The organism is Salinihabitans flavidus (genome assembly GCF_900110425.1).
Taxonomy (GTDB): Bacteria; Pseudomonadota; Alphaproteobacteria; order Rhodobacterales; family Rhodobacteraceae; genus Salinihabitans; species Salinihabitans flavidus.
Genome location: NZ_FODS01000012.1, coordinates 12,836 through 29,520 on the forward strand (window position 1 = coordinate 12,836; position 16,685 = coordinate 29,520).

A 16,685-nucleotide genomic window follows, 5' to 3' on the forward strand; every position below is an offset into this window, starting at 1 on the left:
CTCTAATTCTCGCCGCGCACGTCCGGTGTCTTCCATCCCAGGTGCTGCCCGCCATCCACGCAAAGCAGTTGCCCCGTCACCCCCGGCGCATCGAGGAAATACCCAAGTGCGGCGCAGATCTCGGGCTCTGATGCCCCGCGCCGCAGCACCGTGTTAGCCCGCTGCGCGGCGAAATGCGCTTCACTCTGCCGCGCCCCGATCAACGTCGGGCCGGGACCGATGGCATTGACCCGGATATCCGGGGCAAGCCCCTGCGCGGCGGTTTGCGTCAACGCCCAAAGCCCCATCTTCGCAATGGTATAGGTGGAAAACTCCGGGGTCAGCTTGCGCACCCTCTGATCGAGCATATTGACCACGAGCCCGGCTGCCAGCGGCTCTCCATTGGCATCAACTGCCGCCCGAAACCCCTGCGCCGCCATCGCCTGGATAAGAACGAAAGGTGCGCGAAGATTGCTTTCCAGATGCCGGTCCCAACTTTGACGAGTCGCGGTTCGGATCGTGTCATACTCGAAGATCGAGGCGTTGTTGATCAGGCAGGTCACGGGCTGATCCAGCGCCGCCACTGCCGCCGGGAAAAGCGCCTGCGCCTCATCCTCTTGCGTCAGATCGGCCTGCAACACCGCCGCGCTCCGGCCCATCGTCCGTATCTCTGCGGCCACGCCCTCTGCGGCCGCGCGGGAAGTGGCATAGTGCACCGCCACATCATATCCCCGCCCCGCAAGGTAGAGTGCCATCGCGCGGCCCAACCTTTTGCCCGCGCCGGTTACGAGTGCCGCTGTCATCGCCCTTGCCTCCTCAGCTCACTAGAAAGACGACATAAAGCACATAGAGCGAGGTCAAGACCACGCCCCAGATCCGCGTGATGTTCCAGCCGAAAAAAATGAACGGGATCAATAGCAGAGAGGAACCGAGCATCACCCAGAGATCGAGCCTCAGGAATGTATCCTCGACCTGGATCGGCGTGATGAGCGCGGCAACCCCGATGATGGCAAGCAGGTTGAACATGTTAGACCCGATCACATTGCCGATCGCCACATCCGCCTGACGCCGCAGCGCTGCCATCGTGGTTGTCGCCAGTTCCGGAAGAGATGTGCCCACAGCCACCAGCGTCAGTCCGATGACCGTTTCCGACACGCCGAACCGGTTGGCGATCACTCGTGCGCTGTCCACCAGAATGTCAGCCCCCAGCGGCAACCCGACCAACCCAAGAACCAGAAACACCCAGATCTTCCACCACGGCATATCCGGGTCAGCGCCTTCAAGGTTTTCGGGGTCGACTTCAACGACATCGGCCTTGGCATCCTGCCGATGACTATGCGCAGCATGTGCCGAGTGAAACAACATCAGCGCCAGCCCGGCCAGAAGGATCAATGCGCTGATCCATGTGAACGTGCCGAACATGGCCAAAGCGATGAACAGCACACTGGCCGAGATCATGTGCAGGAAATTCGACTTTGTGTCGTGGTCGCTTGTGTGAAGCGCCACCAGCATCGCCGGCAGGCCCAGCACCAGAAGGATATTCGCCGTATTCGACCCGACGACATTGCCAAGCGCGATCCCCGGCGCATCAAGCAATGCCGCGCTGATGGCGATCAGAAGCTCCGGCGCCGATGTGCCAAAGGCAACAATGGTCAGGCTCACGATCAGGGCGGGCACACCAAGGCGAAGCGAGACATTGACCGCTCCGCGCACCAGAGCATCCCCGGCCAGCAGAAGGATCGTCAGCCCCAGCCCGGCAAGAAGCCACTCCATAGGTTACCCCTTGTCGTTTCCGCAGGGGCAAGGCCCCTTGCCGATCCGGTAACGTCCGCAGCGCGAACATTTCATGGCTTGCAACCGCTTCTGCCCCGGAAATCGCAACTTCCCAAACATAGCCATGACCCCCATGCCGACAAGGAAGAGGATGACAATCTTGACAATCACCTCAGAGCCCGAAGCGTGCGAACTGCGCACGTTCCTCGACTCCGGCAAGAGCGTCCTGCGCGAATTGCACCCCGAACCGTTGCCAGAACGGGCGGCGGATGCCGTAGCGGCGGAATTTCACATCGTCACCGAATTTGTCCTTCAGAACCGGGGCGATATGGCCGATCCCATCGATCAGCCCCTTGTCCTGCGCTTCTTTTCCGATCCACACATCGCCGGTAAACAGGTCTGTTTCCTTGTCGAGTTTACCGCCCCGCCTCTCTTCCACATGAGAGATGAAGTTGCCGTGTATCTGGTCGAGCAGATGCCGCAGCCGAGCCACATCCTCGGGCTTTTCCGGACGGAACGGATCGAGAAGGGATTTCGACTTGCCCGCTGTATGCACCCGGCGCTCAAACCCGTGGCGCGTGAGAAATACGTCGGCCCCGAACCCGGCGGAGATGACCCCGATGGACCCCACGATAGAGTTGTCATCGGCATAGATCTCATCGGCCGCGGCCGCGAGCCAGTATCCCCCGGATGCGGCGACGTCCTCAACAAAAGCGTAGACCGGAATCTCATTTTCCTCAGCCAGCCGCCGGATTCGCGCCCCGATCAGCGCGCTTTGCACCGGAGAACCGCCGGGAGAATTGATCTCAAGCGCGACAGCCGCGGGCTTGCCGCGTTTGAATGCCTTTTCCAGAAGCGGCGCAAGCACCTGATCGCTGAGTTGTCCGCGCGGCGCTGCGGCAATCATCCCAGAGAGGCGCAGCACAGCCACCACGTGCGGCGATTTCACAAACGGTATCCAGCGTTTCATACCTTGGGATGTAGAATGCGCATCGGTAACAAACAAGCCCGCTCGCGCACATTCCCCGGCGTTATCGCACGCGGGGCGCAGCCTTCAGCTTCGGATACGCCAGCCGGTCTTGAAAATCCACCAGATCACCACGAGGCAAAGCGCCGTGAAACCGCCGATTGCCAGAAGCGACAGCCCGATCGGCACATCCGCCATCCCGAAGAAAGCCCAGCGAAAACCGGAAATCAGATACACCACGGGATTGAACAGCGTAATCGTCTGCCACACCGGCGGCAGCATGGAAATCGAATAGAATGAACCGCCCAGAAAGACCAGCGGCGTGACGATCAGCAGCGGCACCAGCTGAAGCTGCTCGAAATTCTTCGCCCAGATCCCGATGATGAACCCCAGAAGCGCGAAGCTCAGGCAGGTCAGCACCATGAACCCGACCATCGCAATCGGGTGCTGGATCTCCAGCTCGACGAAAAGCGACGAGGTGAACAGGATCACCGCCCCGATGAAAAGCGCCTTGGTCGCCGCCGCGCCGACGTAGCCCATCACCACCTCAAGAAAACTGATAGGGGCCGAAAGCACTTCGTAGATGGTGCCGATGAATTTCGGGAAATAGATGCCGAAACTGGCGTTTGTAATGCTCTGCGTCATGACCGCGAGCATGATCAGCCCCGGCACGATGAAGGCGCCGTAGCTCACGCCTTCCACCTGATCGATACGGCTGCCGATAGCGGCGCCGAACACCACGAAATAAAGCGAGGTAGAGATCACCGGCGAGATGAAGCTCTGAAGCAGCGTGCGGAAAAAGCGCGACATCTCGAACTTGTAGATCGCCAGAATTGCCGTCCAGTTCATGCCGTGCCCTCCTTCACCAGCCCGACGAAGATTTCCTCAAGGCTGCTCTGGCGGGTCTGGATGTCGCGCAGGACCAGCCCTGCACCCGACAGATCGCTCAGAAGCTGGGTAATGCCCGTGCGCTCGCCCTGCGTGTCATAGGTGTAGGTGAGCGCCATGCCCCCGTCCTCCAGCACCAGCCCATAGTGCGACAGCATCTCGGGCACCGCGTCGATCGGATGCTGCAATTCGATCCGAAGGTCTTTCCGGCCAAGCCTTTGCATCAGCGCCGCCTTCTCCTCCACCAGCAGAAGCTGCCCGTCGTTGATCACGCCGATCCGGTCGGCGATGGCCTCGGCCTCCTCGATGTAATGCGTGGTCAGGATGATGGTCACACCCGCCGCCTTGAGATCGGCCACCGTGGCCCACATGTCCTTGCGCAACTCCACGTCGACGCCGGCCGTCGGCTCATCGAGGAAGAGCACCCGCGGCTCATGGCTCAGCGCCTTGGCGATCAGCACCCGGCGCTTCATTCCACCCGAAAGTTCGATGACACGCGCATTGCGCTTGTCCCAGAGAGACAGCGTGCGCAGCACCTTTTCCACGTGGGCCTCGTCGGGCGCCTTGCCGAACAGCCCGCGCGAGAAGCGTACCGTTCTGATCACCTTTTCGAACGGTTCGAGCGTAATCTCCTGCGGCACAAGACCGATCATCGCCCGTGCGCCACGATAATCGCGGACCACGTCATGCCCGCCGACGCTCACCGTTCCTCCGGTGGGCACGGTGATGCCGCAAATGCTTGAAATCAGGGTTGTTTTACCCGCACCATTCGGACCGAGCAGCGCCAGAATCTCGCCCTGCTCGATCGACAGGTCAATGCCCTTGAGGGCCTCGAACCCGTCATCGTATGTTTTCCGCAGCCCACGGATCTCGACAATGGCTGTCATCTGTCGCCTCGCGCCTGTCTTCTTGCGGGAAAGAAACTAGCAGAGTGGAACCCCGCGCACAGGTGCGATTTGGCAGACCGCAATGTGCGCCGATGCACCCGCCTAGCTGCCCCTGAGACGGCCAAGCCAGCCGGATTTCTTGCCCTCCGCATCATCAGGGGTGTCCTCTTCCTCCGCCTCCTCGGCCGGGCCTTCAAGGGCCGATTGCAGGTTGCTGAAGAACTGATCGGCCATCTTCTTGGCGAAGCCGTCAATGATCCGGCTGCCAAGCTGGGCCAGCTTGCCGCCCACCTTCGCCTCCACATCGTAACTCAGAAGCGTGCCGTTCTCGCTGTCCGACAGGCGCACGTTGGCCTCACCCTTGGCAAAACCGGCCGCGCCGCCCTTGCCCTCGCCGGTCAGGATCAGGCTCTCGCCCTCGACCATGTCCGTCAGGGTGACCTGCCCCTTGAAGGTGGCCTTCACCGGGCCGACCTTCTGCACCACGGTCGCTTCGAACCCCTCTTCGGGAGAGCCCGTGACCTCTTTCGCGCCCGGAACGGCGGCCTGAAGCGCCTCGGCGCTCAGAAGCGCCGCCCAGACCTCGGACCGGGGGGCGGCGATTTCACGTTCATCACTCATCTGCATTGGCGTCTCCCTCGCTGTGCTGAGCGCATAGCGTAGTCAGACCGGCGATCGCCTGCAATAGGGAGCAGGAGCGGCGGCGCCCGGAGAGGCGAAAATCACGGCATTGGGGGAACTCCGCCGAATCACACGTTAACGCCCTGAAATCACAGAAAAACCCGTTTCGGTATCACGTCGGTATAACGTCGGTATCGCGTCGGTATCGTGGCCCGACATCGCGGCAAATTCCGCATCGTTCACGGGGCGCGCGTTGCGGGCCTTGGCCATGCAACGCGCGGACGGCGGGCTTTTCGCTGGCCCCGGCGCGCGGGCTTTGGCATATCTGCGGCCAGTCGATCCCCAATGCGAAAGGCCGCGACCATGACCCGGATCATCACCGCCCTGTCCGAGATTTCCAACCGCTACGGCGCGCTTTTCGTCGATCTGTGGGGCTGCGTGCACGATGGCGTGACCGCCTATCCCGACGCGGTCACGGCCTTGCAGGAGTATCGCGCGGGCGGCGGGGTCGTGGTGCTTCTGACCAATTCGCCCAAACCGCGCGCGGGGGTGGCCGATCAGCTCGGTCAGTTCGGCGTGCCGGACGATGCCTATGACACCATCGCGTCGTCGGGCGACAGCGCGCGCGCCGCGATGTTTCAGGGGGCGGTGGGCCAGAAGGTCTGGTTCATGGGCGAATGGGAGCGGGACGCCGATTTCTTCGAGCCGCTCGCCCTTGTCGACGAGCCGGTCGAGATCACCCGCGTGCCCTTGCCCGAGGCCGAGGGGATCGTCTGCTGCGGTCCGTTCGATCCGATGGCCGACCCGGCGGTGAACCGTTCCGATTTCCTCTATGCCAAGCAGAAGGGGCTGAAGCTGCTCTGCGCCAATCCCGATATCGTCGTGGACCGGGGCACGCGCCGCGAATGGTGTGCCGGGGCGCTGGCGCAGCTGTATAACGAGATGGGGGGGACAAGCCTTTATTTCGGTAAACCGCATCCGCCAATCTACGATCTCGCGCGGCGTCGGCTTGCCGCGCTTGGCCACGGCATGTCCGCGCAGGATATTCTCGCCATCGGCGATGGCGCGCAGACCGACATTCGCGGCGCGATGGGCGAGGATATCGATTCGCTGTTCATCAGCGGCGGGCTGGCCGCGAAAGAGACCGGAACCGACGGGCAACCGAACCCCGACGCCTTGCAAGGCTATCTGGACGCCGAACAGGTCGCCCCGCGTTACGCCATCGGCCACCTGCGGTGACAGCCCTTGGGGACGGGCTTGACTTTCTGCACTCGCAAAGCAATAAAGTTGCGAAACAGGGCATAAAGACGCCCGATAATTACAATCCCATTGCAACCCGGAGGGTCGAATGTTGGACAACCTGCCGCGCGGAACGATCTGCATCGAGGATATCGAGATGGGCATGTCGCGCCATTTGCGCAAAGTGGTCACCGATGCCGATATCGAGATGTTCGCGCAGGTCTCCACCGACCGGAACCCGGTGCATCTTGACGACGATTACGCGCAGGACACGATTTTCGAAGGGCGCATCGCGCACGGGATGTTGACCGCCGGGCTGATCTCCGCCGTGATCGGAGAGCAGCTTCCGGGGCATGGCACCGTCTACATGGGCCAGACGCTGAAGTTCCTCGCCCCCGTGCGGCCGGGCGACATGGTTTACGCCGAGGTCAAAGTGACCGGCATCGACCATTCCAAGCGCCGGGTGACGCTCGATTGTCATTGCGCGGTGGACGGCAAGAAAGTGGTGATCGGCGAGGCCACGGTGCTTGCCCCGAGCCGCAAGTTCGACTGATTTCCCCTCTGGTTTCTTCCTGAGCCCCTTGACCGGCATCCGCGCACACGGATGCCGGCTTTTTCTTAAAGAGGATTGCGCCTGAGCGGGATCACCTCGCGCGGACGAAGTGGCATGGCCCGCACGGGTGGGCGGGCCATGTCCGGGCCGCAAGCGACCCGGGCGAAGTGGGACCGTTTGAGCACGGACACGCCCCGAAACTCACATGAGGCAAGACGAACCGCGTTTTTTGCGCCGGCAGCACAAGCAGGCGCTCCGCATACGCTTGCATGCCCGCGCGCGGGCGGCTAACCCGGTGCCATGCGGATCTTGCGTGATTTCAGGACAGTCAGGGGCGACGACCGGGGCGCCAGCGCCGCCATCGGAAATTTCGATGGCGTCCATCGCGGGCATCAGTCGGTCATCGACCTGGCGCGCAAAGCCGCGCCGGAGGCCCCGCTTGGCATTGTCACCTTCGAGCCGCACCCGCGCGAATTCTTCGCCCCCGAGGCCCCGCCCTTTCGCCTGACGGGGCCGAAGGCGCGGGCGCACCGGCTTGAGAAACTCGGCGTCGATCTGCTGTATGAACTGCCGTTCGATGCGGCGATGGCCTCCCTTACGCCCGAGGATTTCGCGCGCGAGGTTCTGGCCGAGGGGCTGGGGCTGTCGCATGTGGTCGTGGGCTCGGATTTCTGTTTCGGCAAGGGGCGGACCGGCACCGCCGAGGATCTGCGCCGGTTCGGTGAGGCGTTCGGCTTCGGCGTGACCGTCGCACCGCTTCTGGGCGGGGCGGAGGCGCAGGTCTCCTCCACCTCCATCCGCAGGGCGCTGAGCGAGGGGCGGCCGCGCGACGCGGCGCGGATGCTGGGCCACTGGCACCGGATCGAGGGCGCCGTTCTGGGCGGAGAGAAGCGCGGCCGGGAGCTTGGCTTTCCCACGGCGAATATCTCGATCGAGGGGCTGCACCCGCCGAAATTCGGGGTTTACGCGGTGTTGGCCGATGTGCTCGACGGACCGCACGCCGGCAGCTATCGCGGCGCGGCGAGCCTTGGGGTGCGGCCCATGTTCGGAAAGAATACCGCCAATCTTGAAACCTATCTGTTCGATTTTTCCGGCGATCTCTATGGGGCCACGCTGTCGGTCGGGCTGGTGGAGTTCCTGCGCCCGGAAATGACATTCCAAAGCGTCGATGGACTCGTCGCGCAAATGGGGGCCGATTGCGACCGCAGCAGGACCATACTGGCCAATTCATGACCGACGATCCGATCCGGCGCGACGGGCTGTCCCCCCGGTTCTGGGAGCGCAAGTCGCTGCGCGAGATGTCCCGCGCAGAGTGGGAGGCGCTGTGCGACGGCTGCGGGAAATGCTGTCTCAACAAACTTGAGGATGAAGACACCGGGCAGGTCGATCTGACCTGCGTGGCGTGCCGTCTGTTCGACGATGAGACCTGCCGCTGCGGACAATACGAGATCCGCCACCAGTTCGTGCCCGAGTGCATCGTGCTGACCCCAGAGAATATCGACGAGCATGCCTACTGGATGCCGCGCACCTGCGCCTATCGCCTGCTGTGGGAGGGACGGCCGCTGTATGACTGGCACCCGCTGATCTCGGGCACAGCCGAAACGGTGCATGCGGCGGGCGTGTCGATGCGCGGGCGCACGGTGCCCGAGTTCGAGACCGACATGGATGACTGGGATGACTATATCATTGAGGAGCCCGAGTGATGTTCTTTGCCTCTGACAATACCGGACCGGCCCACCCCGAGGTGATGGCGGCGCTTGGCCGCGCGAACGAGGGGTTTGCCACGCCCTATGGTGGCGATACGCTCACCGCGGCGGTGCAGGCGCGGCTGCGCGAGGTGTTCGAGGCGCCAAGGGCGGCGGTCTACCTCGTGGCGACGGGCACGGCGGCCAATGCGCTGGCGCTGTCGGTGCTTGGGCAGCCGTGGCAGACGGTCTTCTGCGCCCCCCATGCCCATATCCAGGAGGATGAGTGCAACGCGCCGGAGTTCTATTCCGGCGGGGCGAAGCTGACGCTGGTGGAGGGCGAGGACCGGATCGGCGCCGAGGCGCTGTCGCGGGCCATCGCGGCCGAGCAGACGCGCGGCGTGCACGGGCCGCAGCGTGGGCCGGTGTCGATCACCCAGGCGACCGAACGGGGCACCGTTTACAGCCTTGCAGAGATAGAGGCGATCGGCGCAGTGACGCAGGCGCACGGGCTGCCACTTCACATGGATGGCGCGCGCTTTGCCAATGCGCTGGCCACGCTGGGGTGCAGCCCGGCGGAGATGACGTGGAAGCGCGGGGTCGATGCGCTCAGCTTCGGGGCGACGAAGAACGGCTGCCTCGGGGTGGAGGCGGTGATCCTCTTCGATCCGGCCCATGCGTGGGAGTTCGAGTTGCGGCGCAAGCGCGGGGCGCATCTGTTTTCCAAGCACCGCTATCTCGCGGCGCAGATGATGGGTTATCTCGACGGCGATCTGTGGCGCCGGTCGGGGGCGCGGGCCAATGCCAACTGCGCCCGGCTGGCCGAGGGGCTGCGCGATATCTCCGGGGTCGGGATCGCGTTCGAGCCGCAGGCGAACATCATCTTCTGCACCTTTGCGCGTGCCCTGCATCGCAGGCTGCATGAGGCGGGCGCGCAGTATAACATCTGGGATGGCGATCTGGACGGCGACGACCCCGACGCGCCCCTGACGGCGCGGCTGGTGTGCGACTGGTCGATCTCTCACGCGGAGATCGACCGCTTTCTGGATGTGCTGCGTGGCTGAGGTCCGGCGGGCGGGCGCCTCATCTCAGGGGCTGCACACTAACCCGCCTCCGCCGGTGCCAATGTGCGGCGGATCGCGGCGGCGAATTCGGCGGCGTGGGTGATCGGCCCCATGTGCCCGGCCCCCGGCAGCGTTTCGCGCCGCGCGCAGGGGATACGCGCGGCCAGCCGGTCCATCACTTCGGGCATCAGCCCGGGGGACATTTCCCCGTCGGCCATCAGCGCGGGCAGGCGCAACCCCTCAAGCCGGCCGGGCACCAGCAGCGACCATATGTCGTCGCTCAGCACCGCCTGCGCGGCGAGGACATAGCCCATGCCGCCGGTAAAACGCCCCGTCAGTTCCTCGGGCAGAGTGTCCCAGGGCGTGCCATCGCCCCAGACCCGCATGAACAGCCGCGCCCCCATCTCCGGATCGCCCGCCCGCGCATGGCGCGCCACCTCTTCCATGAGCGCGCCATTCGTTGCCAGGAGATCGGGATCATCGGCGGCGGCGGCCATCAGGACCGGCTCGAACAACAGCAGGCTGCGCACGCGGTCGGGCCGCTCCAGCGCCAGCCGCAGTGCCAGCACCGCGCCGAAACTGTGCCCGATCAGATCCACCGGCCCGTCAAGCCGCGCGAGCGCGGCGGCATAGGCGCGGTCCGGGAACTCTTCGGGCGGGCACGGCGCGCTGCGCCCGTGCCCCGGAAGGTCGATACAACGCAGCGTCATCTCGTCGCCCAGACACTCCGCCACGCCGCGCCATGCGCCGGAATGGGCCAGCGAGCAGTGCAGCGCCAGCGCTTGCCGGGGGCCGGAGCCGAAGCTGGCCTCGAAAATGCCGTCGCCCATGTCAGGCGGCCCCCGACAGATACCAGTCAAGATCGGCAAGCCGGTCCTGCCCCCAGAACTTCTGCCCGTCGTCGGTGATGTAGAAGGGAGAGCCGAAGGCCCCCTTTTCCACCGCCTCTTCAAGGTTGGCGATATAGGCCTCCGCGCCGGCCAGAAGCCCGCGATCGGCCAGTGCGGGATCGAAGCCCGCGCCGCTCAGGCACGCGTGGATCACCGTATCGTCGGCGATGTCCTTCTCCTCGGCCCAGACAGCGCGGGTGAAGGCATGGGCCAACGCCCCCACATCGCCGCCGCCCTCCGCCTGCGCCGAAATCAGCGCATAGGAGGACGGCGCCGCATTGGTCGGGAAATGCGCGGGCTTGAGATTGAGCGGCATGTTGAGAATCCGCGCCCGGCGCGGCAGATCCTGCGCGCGGTAATCCTGCCGCACCGGATGGCGTTCGGCGGGCGGGGTGCCGCCCGTGCGGGCGAAAAGCGAAATGATGTCGAGCGGCTTGTAGGTGATCGTCGCGCCGTGGCGCGCGGCGATCTCCTCAAGCTGACGCCCGGCGAGATAGGTGTAGGGGGAGATGGTGGAGAAAAAATAATCTATATGCGCCATTCGGTCAGCCTCTCCTCTCGCATAGGTTTGCCTGAGGGTAGGCGCATGCTAAGCGGGGTGCAACGTCACGAATCTGTCATTGTCGTCAAAGCGGGAACCCCTGAAATGCCCACCATTCTGGAACCGAAACTCATCACCGGCACCGCCAACCGACCGTTGGCTCAGGCCATCGCCCGCCGCATGTCCATGCATCGCGGCATCCACGTGGGCCTCGTCGATGCACGGGTGGAGCGTTTCAACGATCAGGAGGTGTTCGTCGAGGTCTATGAGAACGTGCGCGGCGAGGACATGTTCATCATTCAGCCCACGTCAAACCCGGCCAACGACAACCTTATGGAGCTTCTGATCATGTCGGACGCGTTGCGCCGGTCCTCGGCCAAGCGCATCACGGCGGTGATTCCCTATTTCGGCTATGCCCGGCAGGACCGCCGGTCCAAGGCGCGCACGCCGATCTCCGCCAAGCTGGTGGCGAACATGATTGTCGAAGCGGGGATCGAGCGGGTTCTGACGCTTGACCTGCACGCGGCGCAGATTCAGGGGTTTTTCGATATTCCGGTGGACAACCTCTATGCCTCGCCGATCTTCGCGCTGGATGTCCTGACGCAGTTCGAGGGCGCGAGCGATGACATCATGGTGGTCTCGCCCGATGTGGGCGGCGTGGCTCGCGCGCGCGAACTGGCCAAGCGGATCAACGCCCCGCTGTCGATCGTGGACAAGCGCCGCGAGAAGCCGGGCGAAGTGGCCGACATGACGGTGATCGGCAATGTCGAGGGCAAGAAATGCATTATCGTCGATGACATTTGCGATACGGCAGGCACGCTATGCAAGGCGGCCGATCTGCTCATGGAATACGGCGCGACCGAGGTTCACGCCTACATCTCGCACGGCGTCCTGTCGGGCCCGGCGGTGGACCGGATCGGCCAATCGGTGATGAAATCGCTCGTCATCACCGATTCCATCGAGCCGACAGAGGCGGTCAAGGCGACCCCCAACATCCGGGTTCTGCCCACCGCGCCGCTCTTCGCGCAGGCGATCCTGAACATCTGGAACGGCACGAGCGTGTCGTCGCTGTTCGAGACCGAAACGCTTGAGCCGGGGTATGAGGGTCTGCTCAAGGCGTAGGGGTCAGTAAAGTTCCCAGTCATCCTCACCCGGCAACTCACCGATTGCCATCCAGGACATGCGCACACGGGCCACCCGCGTGTCCGCCCATGTGCGGAACACCAGATCGAAGCCGTGTTTCGTCACCTTTTCCGACGTGACCTCCGCGCGGATATTGGCGCCGCTGTCCATGTCCCAGAGCGACAGGGTGACATGCACACTCGGCACGTCGCGGAACGGTTCTGAAAAGCGCAACTTCTTGCGCCGCTCGCGCGGGCCGGTGCCCGTCCACATCTCGCCGTCGCTGTCGAAATCGGAAAACAGCGCGACATCGCCGCGTTCCACGCCGATCAGGTGACTTTGCAGTTTCTTCATGCGCGCCCCCTCTCGTCGTCGGGCCGGTTTATTGAACAGAAACTGAGCGATACCCCAAACACGGCCCCGACGAAACAGGCGGAGCCGATCAACCCTAGCGCGATTGGAAGGTCTCGTCCATCCTGTCCATTCGATGCGGTGGACCGCCGAACTATGCCCCCAGCGACGTTCTGCGGCAACGGCAAACTGCGGCAGCGTCCCTGCCCTTTTTCTCAGCCGCAGGATTGAAATAGGGCGCCGTACACGCCACGTTCGCAGATACGACTGCGGCGGGGCCGCGTCATAGTCATCTCGCAGCATTGCGCGCAAAGGAACAGACCCATGCCGGACCTGTGGCTGCCCCTTCTGGGGGGCTTGGTATTGTTGATCCTGGGTGGGGATCTTCTGGTTCGCGGCGCGGTGCAGGTGGCCGAGCGCCTTGGCGTCTCGCCGCTTGTCATCGGCCTCACGCTCGTGGGGTTCGGCACGTCCATGCCCGAGCTTGTCACCTCTGTTCAGGCGGCGCTGGCCGGGTCCGCGGGGATCGCCTATGGCAATATTGTCGGCTCCAACATCGCCAACATCCTGCTCATTGTCGGGGTCTCGTCGATCCTCTTTCCCATCGCAATCGCCTCATCGGCCCTGCGGCGCGATGCGATGGTGATGCTGGCGGTCGCCACTGTCTTTGCTGCGGTGGCCTTCGTGATGCCGATGGGCCGCATGCTCGGGGCGGTCTTTGTCCTTGCGCTGGCCTGCTACATCTATCTTGCACTCCGGCAGGAGCGCACCTCTTCCGACCATGGTGCCGTCTATGACAAGGGGGCGGCGCTTGAAGCGACTGACCCCGGCGTCACGCCGGGACGCCAGCCCGCAAGGGGCCTTCTCCTGCCGGTTCTACTGGCGGTGGGGGGCTTGGTTCTTGTCATTCTGGGCGGGTCTTTCCTCGTGAAAGGGGCCGTCGGCATCGCGCAGATCTTCGGCATTCCAGAAACGGTGATCGGCCTGACCATCGTTGCCATCGGCACCTCGATGCCCGAGCTGGTCACATCGGTGGTCGCCGCCGTGAAGCGTCAGAGCGATGTGGCCTTCGGCAATATCGTGGGCTCCAACATCTACAACATCCTCGGCATTGGCGGCACGACGGCCCTTATCGCGCCCACCCGGGTGCCTGATGCCATCGTGAGGTTCGACAACCTGCTGATGGTCGGCGTGACCCTGCTTCTGGTGATATTCGCGGCCACCGGGCTGAGGATCGCGCGATGGGAAGGGGTGGCGCTGCTCGCGGGGTATTGCGCCTATGTCTTCGTGATCTGGCCCTGAATCGAAAAGGCCCCGCCGACGGGGGCGAGGCCTTTTCGGATTGAACGGAATCGGCGGGGTCAGTCCATCCGGTCCATGAGTTCCACCAGATCGGCCACGAATTTCTCGGCGGCGTCCTTCTCCTCGCCCACGGCCTCGGCGGCGGTGCTGCGGGCGGAGGCCAGAACATCCTCAAGATCGGATTTGCGAACCTCAGAGCCGATATGCGCGTTCTCCGCGATCACCGAGATCGAGTCGGCGGAGATTTCCGCGAAGCCTCGGGTGACAATATAATCCCGCTCCCCCTCGGGGGACTGCACCTTCACCACGCCGGGGCGCAATGTGGTCAGCACCGGGCTGTGGCCCGGCATGGCGGTCAGGTCGCCATCGGCCCCGGGGATCTGCACCGCGGTGACCTGCATGCTGGCGAGGCTCCGTTCGGGGCTTACCAGGTCGAATTGCATCGTGTCTGCCATTTGGGGCTCCTGTTAGGGCGCCCCCGGTGAACCGGGGGCACAGCCATGCTCAGGCCGCGTCCGCGGCCATTTTCTCGGCCTTGGCGACCACGTCGTCGATGCCGCCGACCATGTAGAAGGCCCCTTCGGGAAGGTGATCGTATTCCCCCGCCACGACCGCCTTGAACGAGCGGATCGTCTCTTCGATCGGCACCTGAATGCCGTCGGACCCGGTGAACACCTTGGCCACGTCGAAGGGCTGCGACAGGAAACGCTGGATCTTCCGGGCACGGGACACGGTCAGCTTGTCCTCTTCGCTCAGCTCGTCCATGCCGAGAATGGCGATGATATCCTGAAGCGACTTGTAGCGTTGCAGGATCCCCTGCACGTCGCGGGCCACGTTGTAGTGCTCTTCCCCGACGATCAGCGGGTCCATCAGGCGCGAGGTGGAGTCGAGCGGGTCCACGGCCGGGTAAATGCCCAGCTCGGAAATCGCCCGGTTAAGCACGGTGGTCGCGTCGAGGTGCGCGAAGGTGGTGGCCGGCGCGGGGTCGGTCAGGTCGTCCGCAGGCACATACACGGCCTGGATCGAGGTGATCGAGCCGTTCTTGGTCGAGGTGATCCTCTCCTGCATGGCGCCCATGTCGGTGGCCAGCGTCGGCTGATAGCCCACGGCAGAGGGGATGCGGCCCAGAAGCGCCGACATCTCGGAGCCCGCCTGCGTGAAGCGGAAGATGTTGTCGACGAAGAACAGAACGTCGGCGCCGGTGGAGTCGCGGAACTGCTCGGCCAGTGTCAGGCCGGTCAGCGCCACGCGGGCACGCGCCCCCGGAGGCTCGTTCATCTGGCCGTAAACCAGCGCGATCTTGGAATCGGACAGGTTGTCGGGGGTCAGAACGCCGGATTCGATCATCTCGTGGTAAAGATCGTTGCCCTCGCGGGTCCGTTCGCCGACACCGGCAAAGACCGAAAGGCCCGAGTGCACCTTGGCAATGTTGTTGATCAGCTCCTGGATTAGAACCGTCTTGCCCACACCGGCGCCGCCGAACAGGCCGATCTTGCCGCCCTTCGCGTAAGGGGCCAGCAGATCAACGACCTTGATGCCGGTCACGAGGATTTCCGACTCGGTGGATTGCTCCGAGAAGTCGGGCGCGGGCTGGTGGATGGCGCGTTTTTCGTCGGCCTCGATCGGGCCCTGCTCGTCAACCGGCTCACCGATCACATTGAGAATGCGGCCCAGAGTGGCATTGCCAACGGGAACCATGATCGGCTCTCCGGTGTCTGTCACGTCCTGCCCACGCACGAGACCCTCTGTCGCGTCCATCGCGATGGTGCGCACGGTGTTCTCGCCAAGGTGCTGCGCCACCTCAAGGACAAGCCGTCTGCCGTTGTTGTCGGTGGTCAGGGCGTTCAGGATCGCCGGCAGGTCATCATCGAACTGCACGTCAACGACAGCGCCGATCACCTGAGTGATTTTGCCTATTGCGTTTGCCATGTTTCGTCTCCGGTGTTCTTAAAGCGCCTCGGCGCCCGATATGATTTCAATCAGCTCATTGGTGATCACGGCCTGACGGGTGCGGTTGTATTCGATCGTCAGCCTGTCGATCATCTCGCCAGCGTTGCGGGTGGCGTTGTCCATCGCGGACATGCGTGCGCCCTGTTCGCTGGCCGCGTTCTCCAGCAGGGCCGCGTAGATCTGCGTGGCGACGCCACGCGGCAGAAGATCGGCGAGGATCTCCTCTTCGCTGGGTTCGTAATCATAGAGCATGTCGGCGCTGTCGGCGTCTTCGTCGTAGGTCGCCGGGATGATCTGCTGCGCGGTTGGAATCTGACTGATCACCGACTCGAAGCGACTGTAGAAAATCGTCGCGACGTCGAATTCCTCGTCGTCGAAACGCCCCAATAGATTGCCCGCGATCTCCTGCGCGTTCTCATATCCGACGCGCTTGACATCGCTCAGATCGACATGGCCCACGAAATGCTCGCCAAGGTCACGCTTGAGCTGTTCGCGGCCCTTCTTGCCCACGGTCAGGATCTTCACGGTCTTGCCCTTGGCCTTCAGGTCGTTGGCGTGGCTGCGGGCCAGCTTGGCGATATTTCCATTGAACCCGCCGCACAGCCCGCGTTCGGCGGTCATCACCACCAGAAGGTGGACCTGATCGCTTCCCGTTCCGGCAAGCAGCTTCGGCGCTGTGTCGGAGCCCCCGACCGATGCCGCCAGCCCCGACAGAACGGCGTTGAACCGTTCGGTATAGGGTCGCGCCATCTCGGCGGCCTCCTGCGCGCGGCGAAGTTTCGCCGCGGCAACCATTTGCATGGCCTTGGTGATCTTGCGAGTGCTTTTGACACTCCCGATCCTTGTTTTAAGGTCCTTCAGACTCGGCATTGT

The 16,685-nt window shown here is 63.8% G+C and carries 19 protein-coding genes; 7 read left to right on the plus strand and 12 right to left on the minus strand.

Annotated elements, in window-relative coordinates; translation table 11 throughout:
- Positions 1–2 precede the first annotated feature (2 nt).
- The 6 genes from BMW66_RS10805 to BMW66_RS10830 form a co-directional block, all read right to left on the minus strand.
- Positions 3–782, minus strand: a complete 780-nt coding sequence (locus tag BMW66_RS10805; RefSeq protein ID WP_093118343.1) for an SDR family oxidoreductase — start codon at positions 780–782, stop codon at positions 3–5.
- A gap of 13 nt (positions 783–795) precedes the next feature.
- Positions 796–1,752 (minus strand): calcium/sodium antiporter, encoded by a 957-nt coding sequence (locus BMW66_RS10810; RefSeq protein WP_093118345.1) that lies wholly within the window; start codon positions 1,750–1,752, stop codon positions 796–798.
- 172 nt (positions 1,753–1,924) lie between these two features.
- A complete protein-coding gene (locus BMW66_RS10815) occupies positions 1,925–2,722 on the minus strand; it encodes a S49 family peptidase (protein ID WP_093118347.1) in 798 nt (265 codons plus the stop codon).
- Positions 2,723–2,806: 84 nt separating this feature from the next.
- Entirely contained in the window at positions 2,807–3,568 is a 762-nt protein-coding gene (locus tag BMW66_RS10820; protein WP_093118349.1) for an ABC transporter permease, read from the minus strand.
- Positions 3,565–4,494: an ABC transporter ATP-binding protein gene (locus tag BMW66_RS10825; RefSeq protein WP_093118351.1), complete on the minus strand. Its 930-nt coding sequence runs from the start codon at positions 4,492–4,494 to the stop codon at positions 3,565–3,567. Before BMW66_RS10825 ends, BMW66_RS10820 begins: the two co-directional genes overlap by 4 nt.
- 102 nt (positions 4,495–4,596) lie before the next feature.
- The gene (locus tag BMW66_RS10830) at positions 4,597–5,121 is read right to left on the minus strand and encodes an SRPBCC family protein (RefSeq protein WP_093118353.1); all 525 of its coding nucleotides are present in this window, start codon (positions 5,119–5,121) and stop codon (positions 4,597–4,599) included.
- 357 nt (positions 5,122–5,478) lie between these two features.
- Between BMW66_RS10830 and BMW66_RS10835 the strand changes: the two genes are divergently transcribed.
- From BMW66_RS10835 to BMW66_RS10855, 5 genes are all read left to right on the plus strand, one after another.
- A complete protein-coding gene (locus tag BMW66_RS10835; protein WP_093118355.1) occupies positions 5,479–6,354 on the plus strand; it encodes an HAD family hydrolase in 876 nt (291 codons plus the stop codon).
- 109 nt (positions 6,355–6,463) lie between these two features.
- Complete coding sequence (locus BMW66_RS10840; RefSeq protein WP_093118357.1) at positions 6,464–6,907, plus strand: MaoC family dehydratase; 444 nt, start codon at positions 6,464–6,466, stop codon at positions 6,905–6,907.
- Positions 6,908–7,207: 300 nt separating this feature from the next.
- Positions 7,208–8,140, plus strand: coding sequence for a bifunctional riboflavin kinase/FAD synthetase (locus BMW66_RS10845; RefSeq protein ID WP_093118359.1), 933 nt, complete (start codon positions 7,208–7,210; stop codon positions 8,138–8,140).
- Positions 8,137–8,610 carry a YcgN family cysteine cluster protein gene (locus tag BMW66_RS10850; RefSeq protein ID WP_093118361.1) on the plus strand — a complete coding sequence of 158 codons (474 nt, stop codon included), beginning with the start codon at positions 8,137–8,139 and terminating at the stop codon, positions 8,608–8,610. The genes BMW66_RS10845 and BMW66_RS10850 overlap by 4 nt, the downstream gene beginning before the upstream one ends.
- Complete coding sequence (locus BMW66_RS10855) at positions 8,610–9,656, plus strand: threonine aldolase family protein (RefSeq protein ID WP_093118363.1); 1,047 nt, start codon at positions 8,610–8,612, stop codon at positions 9,654–9,656. Before BMW66_RS10850 ends, BMW66_RS10855 begins: the two co-directional genes overlap by 1 nt.
- Positions 9,657–9,694: 38 nt before the next feature.
- Here BMW66_RS10855 and BMW66_RS10860 read toward each other — a convergent pair whose 3' ends face one another.
- Positions 9,695–10,486: an alpha/beta fold hydrolase gene (locus BMW66_RS10860; protein ID WP_093118365.1), complete on the minus strand. Its 792-nt coding sequence runs from the start codon at positions 10,484–10,486 to the stop codon at positions 9,695–9,697.
- Between the two features lies 1 nt (position 10,487).
- Positions 10,488–11,087, minus strand: coding sequence for a 2-hydroxychromene-2-carboxylate isomerase (locus BMW66_RS10865; protein ID WP_093118367.1), 600 nt, complete (start codon positions 11,085–11,087; stop codon positions 10,488–10,490).
- A 105-nt stretch (positions 11,088–11,192) separates the two neighbouring features.
- On the opposite strand from BMW66_RS10865, the gene BMW66_RS10870 reads away from it, so the two are divergent.
- Complete coding sequence (locus BMW66_RS10870; RefSeq protein WP_093118369.1) at positions 11,193–12,209, plus strand: ribose-phosphate pyrophosphokinase; 1,017 nt, start codon at positions 11,193–11,195, stop codon at positions 12,207–12,209.
- Positions 12,210–12,212: 3 nt separating this feature from the next.
- Here BMW66_RS10870 and BMW66_RS10875 read toward each other — a convergent pair whose 3' ends face one another.
- Positions 12,213–12,563: an H-type lectin domain-containing protein gene (locus BMW66_RS10875; protein ID WP_093118371.1), complete on the minus strand. Its 351-nt coding sequence runs from the start codon at positions 12,561–12,563 to the stop codon at positions 12,213–12,215.
- Positions 12,564–12,884: 321 nt separating this feature from the next.
- Here BMW66_RS10875 and BMW66_RS10880 point away from each other — a divergent pair, with 321 nt between their 5' ends.
- Positions 12,885–13,862: a calcium/sodium antiporter gene (locus tag BMW66_RS10880; protein ID WP_093118373.1), complete on the plus strand. Its 978-nt coding sequence runs from the start codon at positions 12,885–12,887 to the stop codon at positions 13,860–13,862.
- Positions 13,863–13,921: 59 nt separating this feature from the next.
- On the opposite strand, the gene BMW66_RS10885 is transcribed toward BMW66_RS10880, so the two are convergent.
- From BMW66_RS10885 to BMW66_RS10895, 3 genes are read right to left on the minus strand one after another with little or no spacing between them, the layout of a single operon-like run.
- Positions 13,922–14,317 (minus strand): F0F1 ATP synthase subunit epsilon, encoded by a 396-nt coding sequence (locus tag BMW66_RS10885; RefSeq protein WP_093118375.1) that lies wholly within the window; start codon positions 14,315–14,317, stop codon positions 13,922–13,924.
- 49 nt (positions 14,318–14,366) lie between these two features.
- Entirely contained in the window at positions 14,367–15,791 is a 1,425-nt protein-coding gene (gene atpD / locus BMW66_RS10890; protein ID WP_093118377.1) for a F0F1 ATP synthase subunit beta, read from the minus strand.
- An 18-nt stretch (positions 15,792–15,809) separates the two neighbouring features.
- Complete coding sequence (locus tag BMW66_RS10895; RefSeq protein ID WP_093118379.1) at positions 15,810–16,682, minus strand: F0F1 ATP synthase subunit gamma; 873 nt, start codon at positions 16,680–16,682, stop codon at positions 15,810–15,812.
- Positions 16,683–16,685: the final 3 nt, after the last annotated feature.